General features: G+C 59.9%; 19 protein-coding genes. 8 read left to right on the forward strand and 11 right to left on the reverse strand.

Annotated features, from left to right (window positions below):
- Positions 1–207: 207 nt before the first annotated feature.
- A complete protein-coding gene (gene clpA / locus ABAC402_RS33320) occupies positions 208–2,526 on the forward strand; it encodes an ATP-dependent Clp protease ATP-binding subunit ClpA (protein WP_023450169.1) in 2,319 nt (772 codons plus the stop codon).
- Between the two features lie 183 nt (positions 2,527–2,709).
- On the opposite strand, the gene ABAC402_RS33325 is transcribed toward clpA, so the two are convergent.
- Positions 2,710–3,012 carry a hypothetical protein gene (locus ABAC402_RS33325; RefSeq protein WP_155847412.1) on the reverse strand — a complete coding sequence of 101 codons (303 nt, stop codon included), beginning with the start codon at positions 3,010–3,012 and terminating at the stop codon, positions 2,710–2,712.
- Positions 3,013–3,121: 109 nt separating this feature from the next.
- Positions 3,122–3,349, reverse strand: a complete 228-nt coding sequence (locus ABAC402_RS0120445; RefSeq protein ID WP_023450171.1) for a hypothetical protein — start codon at positions 3,347–3,349, stop codon at positions 3,122–3,124.
- Between the two features lie 492 nt (positions 3,350–3,841).
- Here ABAC402_RS0120445 and ABAC402_RS40275 point away from each other — a divergent pair, with 492 nt between their 5' ends.
- Positions 3,842–3,994, forward strand: coding sequence for a hypothetical protein (locus tag ABAC402_RS40275; RefSeq protein ID WP_023450172.1), 153 nt, complete (start codon positions 3,842–3,844; stop codon positions 3,992–3,994).
- Positions 3,995–4,100: 106 nt separating this feature from the next.
- Entirely contained in the window at positions 4,101–4,226 is a 126-nt protein-coding gene (locus tag ABAC402_RS41120) for a hypothetical protein (protein ID WP_255346312.1), read from the forward strand.
- A 195-nt stretch (positions 4,227–4,421) separates the two neighbouring features.
- On the opposite strand, the gene ABAC402_RS33330 is transcribed toward ABAC402_RS41120, so the two are convergent.
- Together ABAC402_RS33330 and ABAC402_RS33335 are read right to left on the reverse strand one after the other, a co-directional pair.
- The gene (locus tag ABAC402_RS33330; RefSeq protein WP_023450174.1) at positions 4,422–5,330 is read right to left on the reverse strand and encodes a hypothetical protein; all 909 of its coding nucleotides are present in this window, start codon (positions 5,328–5,330) and stop codon (positions 4,422–4,424) included.
- A 36-nt stretch (positions 5,331–5,366) separates the two neighbouring features.
- Positions 5,367–5,804 carry a hypothetical protein gene (locus ABAC402_RS33335; protein WP_023450175.1) on the reverse strand — a complete coding sequence of 146 codons (438 nt, stop codon included), beginning with the start codon at positions 5,802–5,804 and terminating at the stop codon, positions 5,367–5,369.
- A gap of 219 nt (positions 5,805–6,023) precedes the next feature.
- On the opposite strand from ABAC402_RS33335, the gene ABAC402_RS33340 reads away from it, so the two are divergent.
- Positions 6,024–7,025, forward strand: a complete 1,002-nt coding sequence (locus tag ABAC402_RS33340; RefSeq protein WP_023450176.1) for an LLM class flavin-dependent oxidoreductase — start codon at positions 6,024–6,026, stop codon at positions 7,023–7,025.
- On the opposite strand, the gene ABAC402_RS33345 is transcribed toward ABAC402_RS33340, so the two are convergent.
- The 4 genes from ABAC402_RS33345 to ABAC402_RS33360 form a co-directional block, all read right to left on the reverse strand.
- Complete coding sequence (locus ABAC402_RS33345) at positions 7,022–8,734, reverse strand: DUF4153 domain-containing protein (RefSeq protein WP_023450177.1); 1,713 nt, start codon at positions 8,732–8,734, stop codon at positions 7,022–7,024. The genes ABAC402_RS33340 and ABAC402_RS33345 overlap by 4 nt on opposite strands.
- 49 nt (positions 8,735–8,783) lie before the next feature.
- Entirely contained in the window at positions 8,784–10,919 is a 2,136-nt protein-coding gene (locus tag ABAC402_RS41125) for an EAL domain-containing protein (RefSeq protein WP_023450178.1), read from the reverse strand.
- A 161-nt stretch (positions 10,920–11,080) separates the two neighbouring features.
- Complete coding sequence (locus tag ABAC402_RS33355) at positions 11,081–11,710, reverse strand: histidine phosphatase family protein (protein ID WP_023450179.1); 630 nt, start codon at positions 11,708–11,710, stop codon at positions 11,081–11,083.
- Positions 11,711–12,139 (reverse strand): HIT family protein, encoded by a 429-nt coding sequence (locus ABAC402_RS33360; protein WP_023450180.1) that lies wholly within the window; start codon positions 12,137–12,139, stop codon positions 11,711–11,713.
- Between the two features lie 83 nt (positions 12,140–12,222).
- Between ABAC402_RS33360 and crcB the strand changes: the two genes are divergently transcribed.
- The 4 genes from crcB (at position 12,223) to ABAC402_RS33380 (ending at position 15,083) form a co-directional block, all read left to right on the forward strand.
- Positions 12,223–12,609, forward strand: coding sequence for a fluoride efflux transporter CrcB (crcB, locus tag ABAC402_RS33365; protein ID WP_023450181.1), 387 nt, complete (start codon positions 12,223–12,225; stop codon positions 12,607–12,609).
- On the forward strand, positions 12,606–13,610 hold the full coding sequence (locus tag ABAC402_RS33370) for an RluA family pseudouridine synthase (RefSeq protein ID WP_023450182.1): 1,005 nt from the start codon (positions 12,606–12,608) through the stop codon (positions 13,608–13,610). Before crcB ends, ABAC402_RS33370 begins: the two co-directional genes overlap by 4 nt.
- Positions 13,611–13,693: 83 nt before the next feature.
- A complete protein-coding gene (locus ABAC402_RS33375) occupies positions 13,694–14,356 on the forward strand; it encodes an HAD-IA family hydrolase (RefSeq protein WP_023450183.1) in 663 nt (220 codons plus the stop codon).
- A complete protein-coding gene (locus ABAC402_RS33380) occupies positions 14,349–15,083 on the forward strand; it encodes an ATP12 family chaperone protein (protein WP_023450184.1) in 735 nt (244 codons plus the stop codon). Before ABAC402_RS33375 ends, ABAC402_RS33380 begins: the two co-directional genes overlap by 8 nt.
- An 85-nt stretch (positions 15,084–15,168) precedes the next feature.
- On the opposite strand, the gene ABAC402_RS33385 is transcribed toward ABAC402_RS33380, so the two are convergent.
- The 3 genes from ABAC402_RS33385 to ABAC402_RS33395 all read right to left on the reverse strand — a co-directional run bounded on the left by ABAC402_RS33385 (position 15,169) and on the right by ABAC402_RS33395 (position 18,331).
- Positions 15,169–15,501, reverse strand: coding sequence for a DUF962 domain-containing protein (locus ABAC402_RS33385; protein WP_023450185.1), 333 nt, complete (start codon positions 15,499–15,501; stop codon positions 15,169–15,171).
- Positions 15,502–15,659: 158 nt separating this feature from the next.
- A complete protein-coding gene (locus ABAC402_RS33390) occupies positions 15,660–17,324 on the reverse strand; it encodes an alkaline phosphatase family protein (protein ID WP_023450186.1) in 1,665 nt (554 codons plus the stop codon).
- 38 nt (positions 17,325–17,362) lie between these two features.
- A complete protein-coding gene (locus ABAC402_RS33395) occupies positions 17,363–18,331 on the reverse strand; it encodes an aspartyl/asparaginyl beta-hydroxylase domain-containing protein (RefSeq protein WP_023450187.1) in 969 nt (322 codons plus the stop codon).
- Position 18,332 lies beyond the last annotated feature (1 nt).

Below are 18,332 nucleotides of genomic sequence, written 5' to 3' on the forward strand. Positions count from 1 at the left end.
AACGTTTTTGTTTCATTTCCGCCAGATTGGTCGGGAATGAAAGAGAAGCAAAATCAAAGATATACGAGTTTTCATAACAGAGGTGAAAAGAGAGGTTCAGGTTCTGTTCACAAGCGTATGGTTAAAAGTGACCTAAACCATAAGTTAGCAGTTTTGTCTTAGGTTTGCGTTGCATAGGTCGTGAGTTCGAGGTTTTAGGAGGTCGTCATGCCATCGTTTTCAAGTGCTCTGGAGGAAACTCTGCATCGTGCCGTTGGGCACGCCAATGGGCATCATCATGAATATGCGACCCTTGAGCACCTGCTGCTGGCCCTGATCGACGATGTCGACGCCGCCGCAGTGATGACGGCCTGCAATGTCGATCTGCCCAAGCTGCGCACGGCACTGGACGCCTATATCGAGACCGATCTCAAGTCCCTGGTCGAACCGCAGTCGGAAGAAGCCAAGCCGACCGCCGGCTTCCAGCGCGTCATTCAGCGCGCCGTCATCCATGTCCAGTCTTCGGGCCGCGACGAAGTGACCGGCGCCAATGTCCTGGTCGCCATCTTCTCCGAACGCGAATCTCACGCTGCCTTCTTCCTGCAGGAGCAGGAGATGACGCGTTACGATGCGGTCAACTATATCGCCCACGGCATAGCCAAGAAGCCGGGTGCGTCCGAGCCGCGTGCCGTCCGCGGCGCCACCGAAGACAGCAACAGCACCTCGTCGGAAGAAAAGGCCAAGGCCGGCTCGACCGACGCCCTGACCGCCTATTGCGTTGACCTGAACGAAAAGTCGCGCCACGGTAAGGTCGACCCGCTGATCGGCCGTTCGGCCGAGGTCGAGCGTGCCATCCAGATCCTGTGCCGCCGTACCAAGAACAACCCGTTGCTGGTCGGTGATCCGGGCGTCGGCAAAACCGCGATTGCGGAAGGCCTGGCCAAGAAGATCGTCGACGGCGAAGTCCCCGAAGTCCTGGCCGGCGCCACCATCTACTCGCTCGACATGGGCACGCTGCTGGCCGGCACCCGCTACCGTGGCGACTTCGAAGAGAGAGTCAAGCAGGTCGTCAAGGAACTGGAAGCCCATCCGAACGCCGTCCTGTTTATCGACGAAATCCATACCGTTATCGGTGCCGGCGCCACATCCGGTGGCGCCATGGACGCGTCCAACCTGCTGAAGCCGGCCCTGGCTGCGGGTTCCCTGCGTTGCATGGGTTCGACGACCTACAAGGAATATCGTCAGCACTTCGAGAAGGACCGCGCCCTGGTCCGTCGCTTCCAGAAGATCGATGTCAATGAGCCGTCGCTCGACGACACCATCAAGATCCTGCGCGGCCTGAAGCCCTACTATGAGACCTTCCACCACCTGAAATACACCGACGCTGCCATCAAGACGGCCGTGGAACTGTCGGCGCGTTACATCACCGACCGCAAGCTGCCGGACAAGGCTATCGACGTCATTGACGAGGCCGGCGCCCTCCAGATGGTCCTGCCGGAGAACAAGCGCCGCAAGGTCATCGGGCCCAAGGAAATCGAATACGTAGTTTCCAAGATCGCCCGCATCCCGTCCAAGACGGTGTCGCGTGACGATACCCAGGCCCTGCGCGACATGAAGTCCGACCTGCAACGGGTCGTCTTCGGTCAGGACGAGGCTATCGAGCAGTTGTCGACGGCGATCAAGCTGGCGCGTGCCGGCCTGCGCGACCCGCAAAAGCCGATCGGCTGCTACCTGTTCTCCGGGCCGACTGGCGTCGGCAAGACCGAAGTCGCCAAGCAACTGGCCAACACCATGGGCGTCGACCTGCTGCGTTTCGACATGTCGGAATATATGGAGCGTCACACCGTGTCGCGCCTGATCGGCGCCCCTCCGGGGTATGTCGGTCACGACCAGGGCGGCCTGCTGACCGATGCCGTCGATCAGCAACCGCACGCCGTGGTCCTGCTCGACGAAATCGAGAAGGCGCACCAGGACATCTACAACATCCTGCTCCAGGTCATGGACCATGGCCAGTTGACGGATGCCGTGGGCAAGAAGGTCGACTTCCGCAACGTCGTCCTGATCATGACCACCAATGCCGGCGCTTCCGACAACCAGAAGAACAGTATCGGCTTCGGCCGTGAAAAAGTCACCGGCGAGGACGAACAGGCCATCAAGCGTTTGTTCACGCCGGAATTCCGCAACCGCCTGGACGCCATCGTCACGTTCCGTCAGCTCAAGCCGGAAGTGATTTCGAAGGTCGTCGAGAAATTCATCCTGCAACTGGAAATGCAACTGGCTGATCGCCATATCTCGATCGAAATGACGCAGGATGCCGGTAAGTGGCTGGCCGAGAATGGCTACGACGAGCTGTATGGCGCGCGTCCTCTGGCCCGCGTCATCCAGGAAAACATCAAGAAGCCGCTGGCCGACGAGATCCTGTTCGGCAAGCTGGTCAAGGGTGGCCACATTCTGGTCAAGCTGGAAGACGGCAAGATCGCCTTCGACATCACTCCGTCGCAAAAAGGCGCCGACAAGTCCGGTGCCAAGGCTGAGGCAGTGGAGTAGGGAAACTCAAGTATTGATGTGCAAAACCCCCGGATTCCAGTCTGGGGGTTTTCCTTGCTTCTCCTCCCTATCGAAGATGGGGAGGTGGCGAGCAAGCGAGCCAGGCCGCAGGCCATTGGCGAAGCGCGTCGAGACGGAGGGGGCCTCTTTATTGCAATGTGTCACCATCATCGTTGGTAGGCCTTACCCTTCCTCACGCTCTGCCCGGGCGGCCGCCTTGGCGGCGCGCCGACCTTTCAGCGCGAGGAGGTCGATACCGAAAACGACGATCTGGACGACAGGATAGATCAGGCCACCGGCCGGCTCAAACGGTCCGCCATTCGCAGCGCCAAAGCCGCCGATAACAAAGCCGATGACCGCAGTAAGCCCGTTTGCGAGCGCCAGCCGGATAACGTCGTCGGGAAACCTCTTCATCAGCCACAAAAGGATACGGCTGACGATGCCGCAGGCCAACAGGGCGCCCAGTGCATAAGGTATAATATCCATCCCGGCCTCCCACAGCCGTTTGACGCCCTCAGTTTGTGCCATAGGCGGCTACGATTTCAAGCCCTTGCGGCGCCTCGCAAGAGGCATCCGGAGCCGGCTAAAGCCGACTTTAGCGGCGGGACGATATGAACCGGTTGCCGCGCCGCCGGTTATAGAAAAAGACATCGGCGGCGAGAACGATTCCCTGTCCTCCGAGGTAAATGACAATGAGGATCGGCTGAAAGCCGCCATCGCGGTCCAGAGATTTCAAACCCGCAAAGGCCAGGCAGACGAGCAGCGACAAACCGTTCGCGAGGAACAACCTCAGCAGCGTGTCGCGGAGTTTCAAGCGGTCCATGACGACCCATCGCGTGGCGGCGCACACGACAATGAGCACTACCAGAGATCCAAGAACCGTTCCTACTGCCGTCAGCATGTCGCCGCCCTCTGCTTCTTGATTGCCGAGTGTTACCGTGTAATGCTAACGGCAGTAAGGCCTAATCTTCTTTGCCCACCCCGTTTACGGGGAGGTTGGCGCGAAGCGCCGGGCGGGGCCTTTCTTAAGAGTGATGATCAACGGCCGTTCGTATAAACGCCGGAGCCGGCGGGCAGTCATGGCGCTTGGACAATCTCGCCATATTCACTCGCTAAATCCCCTCACCACGCGCATTGTGACTGCAGCGGGGGAGACGGCATGTCCGGTGCCAAGGCTGAGGCAGTAGAGTAAGAAAAGGCGAGGGGCCTGACGCCCCTGGCCTTAACCTTTCTCATGCTGCATTGCACAATATCGCCATATTCCCTTGCTAAACGGCCAAATCACGATCATTGTGAAGGGAATGAAGGAGACGTCATGTCTGATTTCAAGCGTCATGGCCTTGTTATGGTTGGGATTTTGGTGACGGTGGTCGCAGTCCGAATCCTGTTTCCGACCGCGTTCGACGGCGTTGGAAACGGCCTGGTGACCGGCTTGCACGACTTTAAGGCCTGGGTCCGAGGCGGCTAAACCCTACCCATCGTAACCGCTTCCCCTACATGAATAGCCCCTATGTAACGCCTCATGTTAAAAAGTGGTATCCACTTTTTAACATGAGGCTCGCGGAGTGCGCGTCATGATCTCCTTTTCCATCCTCGACCTGTCGCAGATCAGCGAGGGCGGGTCCGTCTCCGATGCCGTGGCCAATTCGGCGCGCATGGCCCAGGCGGCTGAAGCCGCCGGTTACCACCGCTCAAACTAAACCAGTCCGAAACTGGAGACGTTGAACACGTTTATGGAACAGCGGACATTGCCTTATACCAACCCACGATGACCTTGACTCATCGTGGGTTGGCAAGCGCGCCAGCGTAAGTTTCTGGGGCGCCCGAGCTTTTGCGAGGAGCCATGGGGGGCGCCTGGTCCGGCGCTTGAGTTGAAAAAAAACGAATACCAAGCGTCATTTTTTATGAGGCTTGGCATTAGACGGCGTGGCGACTGTGGGCGCGTTGGTTACCGTCAGTATGGTTTGGCTCGCAATATCGCCGGGTCTCACTTCGACGGTTATCGAATTTCCGCCCGGCGGGCATGCGACGGCTACGTTAGGGTAGGCCTCGCAACTCATTATGTTCGCACCGGTTGTCGTCTCGACAACTGTGTGCATACCTGAACTGACCTGCAAGGCGGGAGAACAGGCTTGCGCGGGGACCGTTACTTGAACGTCATCAATTTCAAATATAAAATCGCCGGAGACGTCGCCTTTTTTGCAGATTTCGATGAAACCTGTGCGCAACTCATTGACATAGGTGATTTCGTTCACGCCAGCGACGGTAACGATTGAAGCGGTCTTGCCGGGGAGATCGACCTGGTCCGAATCTTTCGGCATCGCAATGGAGATATCGGTAACGGCATAGCCGCCAGGGCTGGTTTCCTTTGCTGTGACCACGGTGCCTATGGGGAAACCTCCGACGATTGCACAATAGCCGCCCGGTCCGGGACCCGCGGGTACGGTTACGCTGCCGTCAATGCCGATGGACGTCGACGTCGCAAAGGTAAAGCCTGTTTTGGGCGTAACGCCGGGACCTGCGACCTTGCAAATCTTGAGAACCGAGGGTGCAATGTCCGTTGCCTCCGTCGCGCAATTCGATGTGCCATCGACGACGATCTCGCGGATCTCTATCTGGGTTCGGCTGGATAGAATCTCCATACGAATGCTCACTACACCGTTGTAGTTATGCGACCCTTCCTGAGTCAGATCGATTACGATGGGGGCGACATCGATGGCCATGATCGATTTGTCCAGGGTTTTCGTCGGGTCGGCAAGTATGGCGATATCGGTGGCGGGCGGCTGGGCACCACTCAGTCCCACGAAGATTGGTGTCCCGACCTTGTTCCCATTGGCATCTTAGAAATGCAGGACAAAGCTGCTGACACCCAATCCGCCATTCTTTACAATGTTGTTGTAAAAGGTGAATTCCGTCAGGTTGGATGGACAGTCAAATTTCAGGGTTAGGTTTCCCTCTCCGATCCCATTCGGAGCAAACCCGTTGGCAGCATCCTCTCCTGCCTGTTCGTCGTTAAGGTCACCGATATCAAGCGTAAAACCCGTAGGGCTGGTGGGATCGTAACTGTAGGGGGTCGCGGTCGTGCTGCCGTCACTGTAGGTGCTCAGATAGACGGGATTGTCGACTTTGTATTGCGATTGATCGGTGGGCAGGCCAAATGTTGCCGTATAGTTCAATCCCTGGGAAACATGGCCCGGGGATTGCGCGAAAACTGCCTGGGCGCACCCCAGCGCAAAAACGATAAAAAAGGCGGATACCAATCGTCCAAAAAACGTCATAACGTATCTCCCCAACGGCGCATTTTGCACGCCCGACGGCATGAAGCGCCCAAAGAACAGTGTTAACAATAGAAATCGTCAACCCTTGCTTGTCTCGCGGAAAATAAATTAACGGATGGTAGATTTATCACATGCCGGTGGGGCAGCAATCTTGACCGACAAACCTTTCCAATCGTAACCGTACTACCCACATAAGCCACGCCTTCCGGAGTGCGCGTGATGATCCCCTTTTCCATCCTCGACCTGTCGCAGATCAGCGAGGGCGGCTCCGTCTCCGATGCTCTGGCCAATTCCGCCCGCATGGCCCAGGCGGCGGAAGCCGCCGGCTACCACCGCTACTGGCTGGCCGAACATCACGGCATGCCGGCCATCGCCTCAGCGGCAACCGCGATTGTCATCGCCCATGTCGGTCAGGCGACGAAGACCATCCGTATCGGCTCCGGCGGCATCATGCTGCCCAACCATTCGCCGCTGGTCATCGCCGAACAGTTCGGCACGCTTGAAGCGCTATTCCCCGGCCGGGTCGATTTGGGGCTGGGGCGGGCGCCGGGCACGGACATGATGACGGCACGCGCCCTGCGCAGGAACATGGACTCCGGCGTCGACAGCTTCCCCAATGACGTGCTTGAACTCCAGGCCCTGATGGACACGCCGCAAGAGGGGCAGCGCATCCTGGCCGTACCGGGTATGAATGCAAAAGTGCCGATCTGGCTGCTAGGCTCGTCGCTGTACAGTGCGCAACTTGCAGCGCAACTCGGACTGCCCTATGCCTTCGCCTCGCACTTTGCGCCGGAACTGTTGTTCGAAGCCCTGCACATCTATCGCAGCCGCTTCCAGCCATCCGTACATTTGGGCAGGCCTCACACCATGGTTGGCGTCATGGGCGTGGCGGCCGACAGCGATGCCGAGGCAGAGTTCCTCTATACGTCGATGCAGCAGTCCTTCGCCAACCTGCGCCGTAATGTCCGCAAACCCTTCCCGAAGCCGTCCTATGACGCCATCGCCGACCTGAGCCCCGACGAGACGGCCATGATCGATCACATGCTGCGCTACGCCATGGTGGGTTCAACTGCGACGATCGAAAAACGTCTGGGCGCGTTTCTGGATCAGACCCAGGCCGATGAACTGATCATCTCCATGCCGATCCATGATATCGACGCGCGGCTGCACTCGCTGGGGCTGTTTGCCGACCTTCAACCGAAACTGCGCGCAGCGGCCTAACGACCGACCGTCGTTACCTTGCCATTGATATCGAGGTCGTTCCATTGCGGTTTTCTGGGTTTGACCTTGCCGGCTTTGAAAGCGGTAACGTCATCCGAATCGACAATGAAGGTGATCGGGGCGATTTTCCAGACGCCTGCCTCTTCATAGATCGTGCGCACGCGGTAGTTATCCAGGACCAGCAACTCGGCCTTGCCGTCATCGTTCAGATCGAGCAACAGGACGTCGCATAACTTGCTATCTTTGTAGCAGATCGCGTGGTCGTCATCCTCGCTGAAAGATTGATCCAGGAAGCTGGCCGGAAGGGTGGCTCCGGGCTGCACCATATTAAATCGCAAGACGTTAGGCTTGAAAGTCGCGACCGGTTCTGCCGGGGCGCTATGCTCCCAGCGGTCCTCGTCGTTCCAGGCCAGGGCTTCCTTGGCCTTGGCACGGATAGCGTCGGTCTTGCCGGACTTCGCCAGTCGTCCCAGGGCGTTGAGGCCATAACTCCCCGTCTCATAACGCAGGACCCGCCAGTCGAACTTGTCGAGCGCGACGGCGCCGCTTTCCAACCGAGAAGCCTGCGAGTCGGCACTGAGCCGCAGCGGATCGGCCAGCGGCGTCAGCACCGCCAGGAAGACCGCCACCTTGACGAAGGCGAGGGAGATGTTGATCGTCTCTAGGGTCGCTAACCAGCGGCCGCGCGGCAACACCGCCGCATAGCCATAACCCAAGCCGAAAAGCACGGCGATAAAGACGCCGACCGCCGCCAGAACCCGCTCCGGTGTCAGGCCATACTGATGGATGCGCAGATACAGGCTGTAGGCGGCCAGCACCGAAAACACCAACAGCAGGCCACAGGCCAACCGGGCAGACCATTTCAAGACAACGTGGACAGGGCGTTCTTCGTCACCCTGCTGATAGGCGGCATTGATCAGCAGCACCAGGGCGACGCAGGCGGCCAGCAGCGACGCCGTCGCCGCCTTGGTCGACCACAACGGCGCCAGGCCACTGAAACACAGGCTGACAGCGAAGATCAGCCCGATCAGGGTGATAACCGGCAACAGCCATGACAGCACGCCCAGAACCAGCGACCGGAAGGCATGCATCAGCTTGGTCTGGACGTCGCCCAGATGAACTGCGGCCGCAATGGCCAGGCCCGAGGCCGGCCAGGCGAAATATTCATTGCTGATCATCTCACGGAACCACTCGAAGCCGATAAAGCCCAGCAGCACGGCACCCAGCCACAATATCCCCCAGAACAGGGCGGTGAAGATAACCGCCAGGGCCAGTTGCACGCCACGCTTCCACGCTTCGTCAAAATACAGGGCGTAAGGCGCGATCGGCTTGCCGGCCTGGTCGCCGGAACTGACCAGTTCGTTGGCGATGAACAGGAACGGATAGATCAGGAAGGCCAGGCCGATGAGAACGGGGTTGTACTGATCCTTGTTACCGTGAACCAGGGCGTTCCACGCCACCAGCGCGATCAGGCCCAGGGCGATCGCGCTCCATAGACTTAAGCTGATCCGACGCATGGCCGCGGCGCTGGCCCAGATGACGAAAGCGCCCAACGCCAGGGTTGGCGTCAGAATCCGCATCCACAGGGCTATCTCCCCCTTGGCGTTCATGGCGTTGTTGAACAGGTAAGCCAGCCCCAGACCGAACACCACACCCACGGCAAGGCGCAGACTCAGCGCCTGCTGCGGTGACAATACTTCGTTCTTCATCGGCGTCCCCCTGCGTGTCGCGAGGGGTGTAGCATGAAATCCGCGGCGTTTAAACGTATCGCTTAACTGCGGTGAAATAGGTTTCGATACCGGGCGCCGGGCGGCCAATCAAATAGCCCTGGGCCTCGTCACAGTTCAAGCTTTCAAGGGCGTCGAGCTGAGCTTCGGTCTCGACCCCTTCCGCCGTGATATGAACACCCAGGGTCTGCGCCATGTCGATAATGGCGCGGACGATCGACAGGGCGTTGCGGTCATGCGGCAGGTCGCGGATAAAGGACTGGTCGATCTTGATCTTGTCGAACGGAAAGGCGCGCAGATAACTCAGTGAAGAATAACCTGTGCCGAAATCGTCCATGGCGATACGCACGCCCAGGCCGCGGATAGCGTTCAGAACCGTGATATTGTGCGTCTCATGGTTGAGAATTACCGTTTCGGTGATCTCCAGCTCCAGCTGCCGCGGTGGCAGACCCGACTCTTTCAGCGTGGATTTGACCAGTTGGGTGAGGCACTTGTGACGGAACTGGACGGGTGAGATGTTGACGGCTACCCGCCATGGGGATGGCCAGGCCGCAGCGCTGCGACAGGCCGTCCTTAACACCCACTCGCCGATTGGCCCGATCAGCCCGCTCTCCTCGGCTACGGGGATGAAATCGACCGGCGACACCAGGCCGCGCCTGGGGTGCCGCCAGCGCAGCAGAGCTTCGAAAGACACAATTTCGCTGGTCTTGAGGTTCAGCAGAGGCTGGAAGTGGAGTTCGAACTCGTCGCGCTCGAGCGCCTGCTTCAGGTCGTGCTCCAGTTCCATGCGATGCAGTAGTTTTTCGTCCATCTCGGCACTGTAGAAGCACCAGTTGTTTCGTCCCTCCGACTTGACCCGATACAGCGCCATATCGGCGCGCGACATCAGGTTATGCATGTCCTTTGCGTCGCCAGGTGACAGGGCGATCCCAATGCTCACTCCGATCTCGACCTGGGCATTGGTAAGGGAGAAGGGGACGCGCATCGCCTCGACGATACGGCCCGCCAGCCCCTGCGCGTCGGAAGGGCGCTCAATATCCTGGATGATGGCGAATTCGTCGCCGCCCATGCGCGCCACGACGTCGCCCTTGCGCACGCATTTGCGCAGTCGACGGGCAACCTCGATCAGGAGTTCGTCGCCGGCCAGGTGGCCGTAGGAGTCGTTGACGGCCTTAAAACGGTCGAGATCCAGACAGTGCAGGGCGGTCTGGCCATGACGCCGCCTGACGGCGCGTGCCATAGCCTTTTCCATGTCTTCGGTGAACAGGGTGCGGTTGGCCAGGCCGGTCAGCGGATCATAGTGGGCCAACTGCGCGATCTGAGCCTCTGCATGCTTTTGTTCGGTGAGGTCCATGCCCAGGGTCAGTATGCTGTCGGCCTCACCGTTGGGCTTGCGCAGCACCGTCTTCTTCAACTGAATAATGCGCTCCTGACCACGGCCGTCGATAATGCGCTCTTCCTCCAGCACAACCGGGCAGTCACTCTGCAGCGCCTGCCGGTCGTAGGCATCGTACAAGGCCGCGCGCTCCGGTGAGAACAGGTCGTGGCTTGTCTTGCCGACAGCAGATTGCGAGCTTACGCCCAGGAGGGCTTCGCCGGTCTGGTTGAGCAGCACAACGGTCTGGTCCTGGGCCTGTTTGACCAGGACCATGGCCGGAATGTTCTGGATGACCATGTTGAGAAAGCCCTGGTGACGCTGTGCTTCGGCGCCCAGGGCGATCAGGTCTTGTGTCATCTCGTGTTGGACGTGAAAGGCACGCTGCAGATCAGCACTGATCGCTCGCAAAACTGCCAGCGACGTCCCGACGCCGTAATAACGTTTGTTTTTTGTAACAATGAAGCCGCGCATCAGTTCGGACGGGCAGTCCTGCAGCATGGCGCCGGTGAAATCGTTCAACGGTGTATCGGCCTCGACCATCAGCGGTTCACGGTCCATAAGAGCGGAAATCGGCTTGCGGCCATACAGCGCCCTGCCGAACTCGGCGGCCATTTTCAGATTGAAGGTATGGCGTTCAACCAGGCCCAGGACCTGGCCGATGTCGTCGGCCACCGCCAGCACCATCAGGTCGGGCGTGTCACGGAAGCGCTCATAGACGCAAGACGCCTTCACGCCGGGCGATATGGGGGCAATCGGATCGGCTATGTCGGAAATCTGCAGGCTGTGCATGCTGTAGGACCTCACCATAGACGGACGCAACCTCACTCGAACACGCGGACTGTATTTCGATGCACACTATGGGAGAGAGGTAAAATGAGCCTTAACCTTCCGAAAAAAATTTTATTATTTTTCAATGCATTATTCTGAAATCAGTCCGAGTTCGGACGAATTCAGATCCGCCCCATGGTGCTTTGGGCATTGAAGATCTGGGCGATGGGGGCATTGTCGGGATCGAGCGCCACCATCCGCCACGCGTCGTTTTCGGACTCGAACCGGACGGGACAGGCATTGGGACTGGAGTACATCTCGTTAATGAATTTGCGCGTCACGGCGCGAAAGGGAATGCCGTGGAAAACATACAGACAGATGTCACCAGTTTCACGATGTTCATTCACGCAGGTAAACACGCGCTCAATGACTTCGCCCAGGGGTTCAGCATTGTGGGGATAGTGTTTGCCGTCCAGGTCGACAGCTGGATTCATGTGGTCGCGCATCTCGTCGCGATGCTGATGAACCTCGTCAATGGTCATACCTTCGAACAGGCCGAAGTTGCGCTCGATCAACCGGGCATCGATGACCGGTTCCAGTGCCAGCCGCCCGGCGACAATATGCGCCGTCTCCAGGGCACGTGACAAGGGGCTGGATATAACTTTTGTAATACCTTGCCCAGTAAGGATTTCCGCTGCTGTGCGTGCCTGGTTGCGGCCTTGCGCATTCAGCGGAATATCAGTCGAACCCTGCAATCGCAGCTGCAGGTTCCAGTCGGTCTGACCGTGGCGAAGAACGTAAAACGGTTGCACTTACAGCTTAGCCTTTATCTTGTCGGCAAGTTCGCGAAGGTCACCCAGGTCCGCCATCTGGCCGCCATGGGCCTGGATTGGGTTGCCGGTGAACGCCGGGATGATGTGGAAATGCAGGTGAAACACCGTCTGGCCGGCGGCTTCGCCGTTGAACTGGGCGATGCGGATGCCGTCGGGCAGAAGACCGTCGCGGACGGCTGTGGCAATGCGCCGGGTATGGTCGATCAGGTTGCGCAGGTCATCGGAGGCGATATCGAACAGGTTGCAGGCGGCGACCTTGGGGATGACCAGGGTGTGGCCGCGCGCCTGAGGGAAGGCGTCCATAAAGCTCAAGATCCGGTCATCCTCGTAGACCTTGACGGTTGGAATGTCGCCCCTGAGGATCTTGGCGAAGATGTTATCGGGCGCATATTTTGCATTGAGGGTCATCGTCGGAAATCCGATTGTTTTTCTCAGGATTTTTCGAACTTAGAGGACTATGAACCGCGCGCCAAGAGGGGTATGACCGCGCCATGAACAATGTTTTGCTTGTCATGGTGGGCGGCGCCCTGGGTTCTGTGGCCCGCTACGGTCTTGGCCAATATCTCTCGAACAGGGGACTGAACAGCGCCTGGCCTCTGGGGACCTTCGTTGCCAATGTGGTTGGCGGCCTGCTCATGGGGGTGCTTATGGCCCTGTTGATTGGTCCGCTGAAGGGTGACGGCGAACGCCTGCGTCTTTTGCTCGGCGTCGGCGTCCTGGGCGGCTTCACCACCTTCTCGTCCTTCTCGCTGGAGACGGTGCAGATGCTGGAACGCCGCGACTACCTTCAGGCCATGGCCTATGCCGGCCTGTCGGTGGTGCTGTCGGTCTTCGCTGTCTTCGTCGGCATGATGATTGTCCGCAAGGTAGCTGCATGAGTAATGAAGTCAAAACCCTGTACGTCGCCGAAGGCGAAGACGGCATCCGTGTCGACCGCTTCTTCAAGCGCCGCTGGCCGCACGTCAACCACGTGCAACTGAACAAGTTGCTGCGCTCGGGTCAGGTCCGCGTCGACGGTGGCCGGGTCAAGGCCGATACGCGCCTGGCCACCGGCCAGACGGTCCGCGTACCGCCCTTGCCGGCCGTGCCCGACCAGGACCAGCAGAAGCGCGAACGCGCTGAACTGTCGCCGCAGGAAATCCGCTATGCCCGCTCGCTGGTGTTGTACGAGGACGAGGACGTCATCGCCATCAACAAGCCGTCGGGTCTGGCCGTCCAGGGCGGGACGAAAACCAAGAACCACGTCGACCGTCTTCTTTCGGCCTGGGGCGAGGGGCTGGAGCGCCCGCGCCTGGTCCACCGCCTGGACCGCGATACATCTGGCGTCCTGTTGCTGGGCAAGAGCCCGTCGGCGGCGGCGCGCCTGGCCGGATCCTTCGCCAAGCGCCGCGCCAACAAGACCTATTGGGCCCTGGTCGTCGGCAACCCCAAGCCAGAGGAAGGCTATATCGACACGCCCCTGATCAAGAAGGGCTTCCACGATCGCGAGATCGTCCAGCCGGCCGATCCCAAGGAGCCGGGCGCCGAGCCGGCCGAGACCGAATACGTCACCATAGGCCGCGCCGGTCCCCGCGTAGCCTGGATGGGGCTGCGCCCGCACACCGGCCGGACACACCAACTGCGTGCCCACATGCAGGCCATCGGCCACAGTATCCTGGGCGATCCAAAATACGGCAATGACGAAAGCCGTAGCCTTTCGGAAGGCTTGGGATTGCAACTGCACCATCGTCGCATCGAGTTGCCGCACCCGACCCAGGGCACGCTGATCGTCGAAGCGCCACTCGACCCGGTGATCAAGGCCGGGTTTGACCGTTTCGGTTTCGAACAGCACGATGCTGAGCCCGACCCGTTTGTCAAAGTCAAAAAGAGGAAGAGATGACTCCAAAGCCTCTTGGCTTTGGCAAGGGCGACTGCCCGCCCGAGCCTTTGCGAGGAGCCCGCGCGGCACCTGAGCGCATAAAAATGGCTGTTTTTGATGTCGACGGCACTTTGGTCGACAGCCGGTCAAGCATCTTCCGCGCTGCCACCGAAGCCGCCGAGGCGACCGGCCTGACGCCGCCCAGTTATGACCAGGTTCGCGCCATTGTCGGCATCTCCTTGTTCGAAGCGATTGTGCACATGTTGCCGGATCACGACGAGGCGACCCATCGTGCCTACCTTGAGGCGTTCCAGGCCAGCTATGTTCGGATGCATGAGAATTCTCAATTTTGCGAAGCATTATATGCCGGCGCCGACGACCTCCTGCGGCGTCTCAAAAGTGATGGCTGGTTTCTTGGCATGGCGACCGGACAATCCCGTCGCGGCGTAAACCGCTGCCTTGACTCTTACGACTGGCATGACCTGTTCAACGTCACCTTCTGCGCCGATGACGGCCCGTCGAAACCTCACCCGCACATGCTCCAGGCCAATCTCAAGGCCCTTGGGCTTGATCCGCACCAGGCGGTGATGATCGGCGATACCGGCCATGACATGCGTATGGCGCGTGAGGCCAGGGTCCACTTTATCGGGGTCTCCTGGGGCTTCCACACGGTTGAAGAAATGGAGCAGGCAGACCATATTGTCCACGATTTCAATGAGCTAACGGCAGCCTTAGGCGCCTTCAGCAAAGTCGTATCCCATGGTTGACAAGCCGGCCAAGCGCGCAGACCAGTTGGGCCACCGCCCCAAACGCTTCTGGAAAGAGGTTACGGTCACGCAGGGTCTTGGTATTGCCCTGGACGGCCGCCCGGTGAAAACGCCGTCGGGCGCCCACCTGGTCCTGCCGGTTCACGCCCTGGCGCATCCCGTGGCGGCCGAATGGGCTGCTGTCGGCGAACATGTCGACTATGACGCCATGCCTTTAACACGGCTGGGCTTCGCCGCCATCGACCGCATGCCAGACATCCGGGACGAGATTGTCACCGAGGTTCTGCGCTATGCCGAAACCGACCTGATCTGCTACCCTTCCGAATATCCGGAATCTTTGATCGCGCGCGAAGCACAGGCCTGGGACCCGATACTTCTATGGGCCAGCGAGGAACTCGACCTGGTGTTTTATCAGAACCTGACCCTGACCCATCAGGCACAACCGGCGCAAACGACCGATCGACTGCGAGCGCTGGTCCTGGCCATGACGCCCCACGAACAGGCCGGACTGATGACGGCCATCCCGCTGCTGGGGTCGGTGGTTCTGGCCCTGGCGCTTTGGCGGGGGCGTCTCGGCGGCGAAGATGCTTTCGCGGCCGCGACGGTTGGAGAAACCTTTCAGGCCGGAATCTGGGGCCAGGACGCTGAGGCGGAGGAGCGCCGTAACGGCATGAAGGCCCGGGCCGTCAGCCTGGAGACCTGGTTTGGCGCACTGAGGAAGACGTAGGTCCACAGATTTCACAGATTACGACACTAAAAAATCTGTGAAATCTGTGGATCCTCTTTTGAGGGAAACGCTTCGCGGCGAAACTTCAGGAAAGCCTCTCCGCTGCCAGGGCCCGGCGTTTGCCCAACTGCCCGGTCAGCCACAGGAAGAACATGTGGTAGTCGCCCATGAGAGACCATAGCGGATATTTGAATGTCGCCGGCCTGTTATGTTCGACGAAGAAATGCCCGATCCAGGCAAACCCGTATCCAGCCACCAAGCCTGCCAGTATCCACACCGGATTGCCGGTCCATACCACAGCCACCAAAGCCGCAATCCCGCATGTCGAACCGATATAGTGCAGGGCGCGGGTCAGCGGTACGCTGTGTTCGCTCAGATAGAAATCGAAGAAGGCGGAATAGGCGGGGTGTCGGGGCATTCCCCATCCTGCCAGGTTACGGCGTTTTCTGAACAGCGAGCCTCGTCCCCCTGGGCTGTCCCGCGGCCGACCGTGCGGGACCTTCAAAGGGAGGTGGACGCTACAGCGCAATCCGATAAAGTGCTGCACACTTTATCGGATTGCGCTCTAAAGACAGGCTATTTCTGCGTCAGCAGGTTAGGATCGATGAACTGGCGCGGAATGCCTGGTCCCTGAAACCAGGCGCCCAGCCAGGACCCACCACCGCCATTGAAATACTCTACCCGAATGACGTGCTGCCCGGGCTGGAGTTCGACACTGCCGGTCGCCGTGATGACGCCGTGGTCGCCGTCATTGTCGACGACTGTCGCGCCGTTGATATACAGTTTGCTGCCGTCGTCCGACGCCAGGAAGAAGTCATAGGCGCCGGCCGTGTCGATGCGGATCTTGCCTTCGAAGACAACCGCGACGGCATCGGCGCGCGGCAGGTTCAGACCGTCGATGGTGAATTCGTAAGAGGTTCCTGAAGCGACGGGCTCGATACGCGAGAAGTCGGGCAGGCGGACCGGGGACTCTGGCAACAGATAGACCTTGTGTGTCAGGCCTTGTGGTTTGGCGGCGCCCAGCTCGAGGATGCGAAAATAGCCGGTGGCCGGAACGCTGGCGGGCTGACCGTCGACGAAGAGGGTGGCGCGTACGATGGTGCTCTTGCGGATCTCGACGGGGCCAGTGTAGAGCGGCGAATCCTGCGTCGGAACGGAGTTGTCGAGCGTGTAGCGCAGTTCTCCGACACTGTTGGGATTGCGCAACGTCATCTGCGCTGACCGGTTGATAAACAGGCCGCCCGAGGGCGTATTGCCGTCGTTTGTTGGCTCGATCACCGGCGAGGCATAGAAACTGCTGATGCGATAGGCCTGTCTGGGCATCAACTCGCCTTTAAGAACAGGCCGGACGGGACGGCCCAGCCAGGCATAGGGAATGTCGACGCCCAAAAGCCAGGCCGCCGTCGCCGGCGTGTCGAAGGTGTTGATCGGCAGGTCCAGTTCGAGGCCTGGCGTTACGTCGTGGCCAAAAGCGATCCATGGAATCTCCAGTTCGGCCAGGGTTTCACCGCCATGGCCCTTGCCGACGCCACCATGGTCAGAGGAGACGATGATAGCGGTGTCGTCAGCGATGCCGGCGTCGAAGACCGCCTGACGGATCAGGCCGATCAGCCGGTCGGCCTTGCTAACCGAGGCGTAGTAGTCAGGTGTGCCGTGACCGAATTCATGCCCGGCGTGATCGACATGATCGAGATGGACGAACAGGAACTGCGGACGTTTGGCCTTGATATAGTCGACGGCCAGGGCGGTGGTGGCGTCTTCGTTTGCAGCATTGACGTTGTAGTCGACAAAGCGGTGGTCGTAGAGGTTGCCAAAACCGCTCCAGTGATAGATCGCGCCGACCTCCCAGTCCGGGTGCTGGTCGGTAATCACCTGAAAGATAGAAGGAAAAAAGGCGCCGGAGCCGGTGACTGATGTCGGAAAGCCAAACTCGCCAACCCGCCAGTCGTTGCTGGTCACGCCATGCTGCTCTGGTCCGGCGCCGCCGATCATAGAGGCCCAGTTGGCACTGCTGGAAGTGGGCAATACGCCGCGGGCATGCAGGCTCCAGGTGCCGTTTTTCATCATGTCGTGCAGTACGGGCGTGTCCGCTTTCAGGATGCCGTCTGGGCTCAGACCGTCGATGCCGATGATGACGACATGGCTGGGTTTGGCGGAGTTTGCGGCATCAGCCAGGGCCGCGCCCGGCAGGCAGGTCAGAAGAGCGAACAGCAGCGAAAGTCTGCGGATCGGGTTTGTCATGGGGAGCTCCAAAGGGTGGGATCGGGGGGAGACCGAGATTATGTTTGTCGGCCAGGGGATGGCGGTGGGCTGTCGGTAACGAGGTGCTGAAGGACGCGCTTTTCGAGCACCAACATGGCGTCGACCTGGTTGGTACGCATGACCAAACCGGCGGCGAGCGGGGCGGCGGCGGCGCGAACGGCATCGGCCAGACGCAGAAACTCCGGCCTGCCCGGGCCGCCGATGCCGTGCAGGGCGCACAGTTGCCGCCAGTCTTGGACGAACGCTTCCATCAGTTGGTTGAAACGCGTCAGGCGGCCGCTGCCCTCAGCCTTGTCGCCGACCAGTACGAGCTCCGATCGCAAGTCCTCGACCAGGAACTGGACCTCGGCGGCCGGCATGACCGGCGATGGCCGATGGGTCTCGGTCAAAAGCCGCGGGCGGGACTCCGGCGCCCAGGCCAAGGTCCGCCACTCCTCACGCGGGGGCGGGGCGTCGCAGGCAAATCTCCAGAATGCTGCCGTTCCGGAGGTGTCGGCAACAAGATGGATACGCTCGACCTCCGAATTGTTCTCGACATGATGGCGGCGCCAGTTGTCGAAGATCCAGGCTTCACCGGCGGCCATATGAACCGACTGGCCGTCGCAGTGAAAGCGAACGGCCGGCTGCGTGGTGATCGGAATGTGGAGGCGGACACGGGTATGCCAGTGATAGTTGATGTCGGCGTGCTCGGGCACCCCGGCACCGGCGCCAAGACGCATCAGCCGAGATCGGCCCCACACAACGCCAAACCCGGCGAGAACCTGACGGACATAGGGCAAGGCATCCAGCCACGCCGTTGCCAGCATCTGACCATGAACGGCGTCCGTCTCCTGGCCATGCACACTGATGAGCCGTGCGGCGCTGTTGCCCGGCACCTGATCGGGATGCGGCACCCAGGCCTGAGGCGGCAGGGCGGCAACCTCGGCCTGGAGGCGCGGCACATCAAACAGGATAGGAAGTTGAAAGAAGGGCTTGGAGAGGCGCATG

Source organism: Asticcacaulis sp. AC402, assembly GCF_000495835.1.
Taxonomy (GTDB): Bacteria; Pseudomonadota; Alphaproteobacteria; order Caulobacterales; family Caulobacteraceae; genus Asticcacaulis.

Excerpts from the sequence above, each read along its gene's own strand:
- ABAC402_RS33340 (WP_023450176.1), top strand. The coding sequence starts at position 6,024 with ATGATCCCCTTTTCCATCCTCGACCTGTCGCAGATCAGCGAGGGCGGC.
- ABAC402_RS33335 (WP_023450175.1), bottom strand. The coding sequence starts at position 5,804 with ATGACGTTTTTTGGACGATTGGTATCCGCCTTTTTTATCGTTTTTGCG.
- ABAC402_RS33360 (WP_023450180.1), bottom strand. The coding sequence starts at position 12,139 with ATGACCCTCAATGCAAAATATGCGCCCGATAACATCTTCGCCAAGATC.
- ABAC402_RS33380 (WP_023450184.1), top strand. The coding sequence starts at position 14,349 with ATGGTTGACAAGCCGGCCAAGCGCGCAGACCAGTTGGGCCACCGCCCC.
- ABAC402_RS33345 (WP_023450177.1), bottom strand. The coding sequence starts at position 8,734 with ATGAAGAACGAAGTATTGTCACCGCAGCAGGCGCTGAGTCTGCGCCTT.
- ABAC402_RS33395 (WP_023450187.1), bottom strand. The coding sequence starts at position 18,331 with ATGCGCCTCTCCAAGCCCTTCTTTCAACTTCCTATCCTGTTTGATGTG.
- ABAC402_RS33385 (WP_023450185.1), bottom strand. The coding sequence starts at position 15,501 with ATGCCCCGACACCCCGCCTATTCCGCCTTCTTCGATTTCTATCTGAGC.
- ABAC402_RS33375 (WP_023450183.1), top strand. The coding sequence starts at position 13,694 with ATGGCTGTTTTTGATGTCGACGGCACTTTGGTCGACAGCCGGTCAAGC.
- ABAC402_RS0120445 (WP_023450171.1), bottom strand. The coding sequence starts at position 3,349 with ATGGACCGCTTGAAACTCCGCGACACGCTGCTGAGGTTGTTCCTCGCG.
- ABAC402_RS33390 (WP_023450186.1), bottom strand. The coding sequence starts at position 17,324 with ATGACAAACCCGATCCGCAGACTTTCGCTGCTGTTCGCTCTTCTGACC.
- ABAC402_RS41125 (WP_023450178.1), bottom strand. The coding sequence starts at position 10,919 with ATGCACAGCCTGCAGATTTCCGACATAGCCGATCCGATTGCCCCCATA.
- ABAC402_RS33370 (WP_023450182.1), top strand. The coding sequence starts at position 12,606 with ATGAGTAATGAAGTCAAAACCCTGTACGTCGCCGAAGGCGAAGACGGC.
- ABAC402_RS33325 (WP_155847412.1), bottom strand. The coding sequence starts at position 3,012 with ATGGATATTATACCTTATGCACTGGGCGCCCTGTTGGCCTGCGGCATC.
- clpA (WP_023450169.1), top strand. The coding sequence starts at position 208 with ATGCCATCGTTTTCAAGTGCTCTGGAGGAAACTCTGCATCGTGCCGTT.
- ABAC402_RS40275 (WP_023450172.1), top strand. The coding sequence starts at position 3,842 with ATGTCTGATTTCAAGCGTCATGGCCTTGTTATGGTTGGGATTTTGGTG.
- crcB (WP_023450181.1), top strand. The coding sequence starts at position 12,223 with ATGAACAATGTTTTGCTTGTCATGGTGGGCGGCGCCCTGGGTTCTGTG.
- ABAC402_RS41120 (WP_255346312.1), top strand. The coding sequence starts at position 4,101 with ATGATCTCCTTTTCCATCCTCGACCTGTCGCAGATCAGCGAGGGCGGG.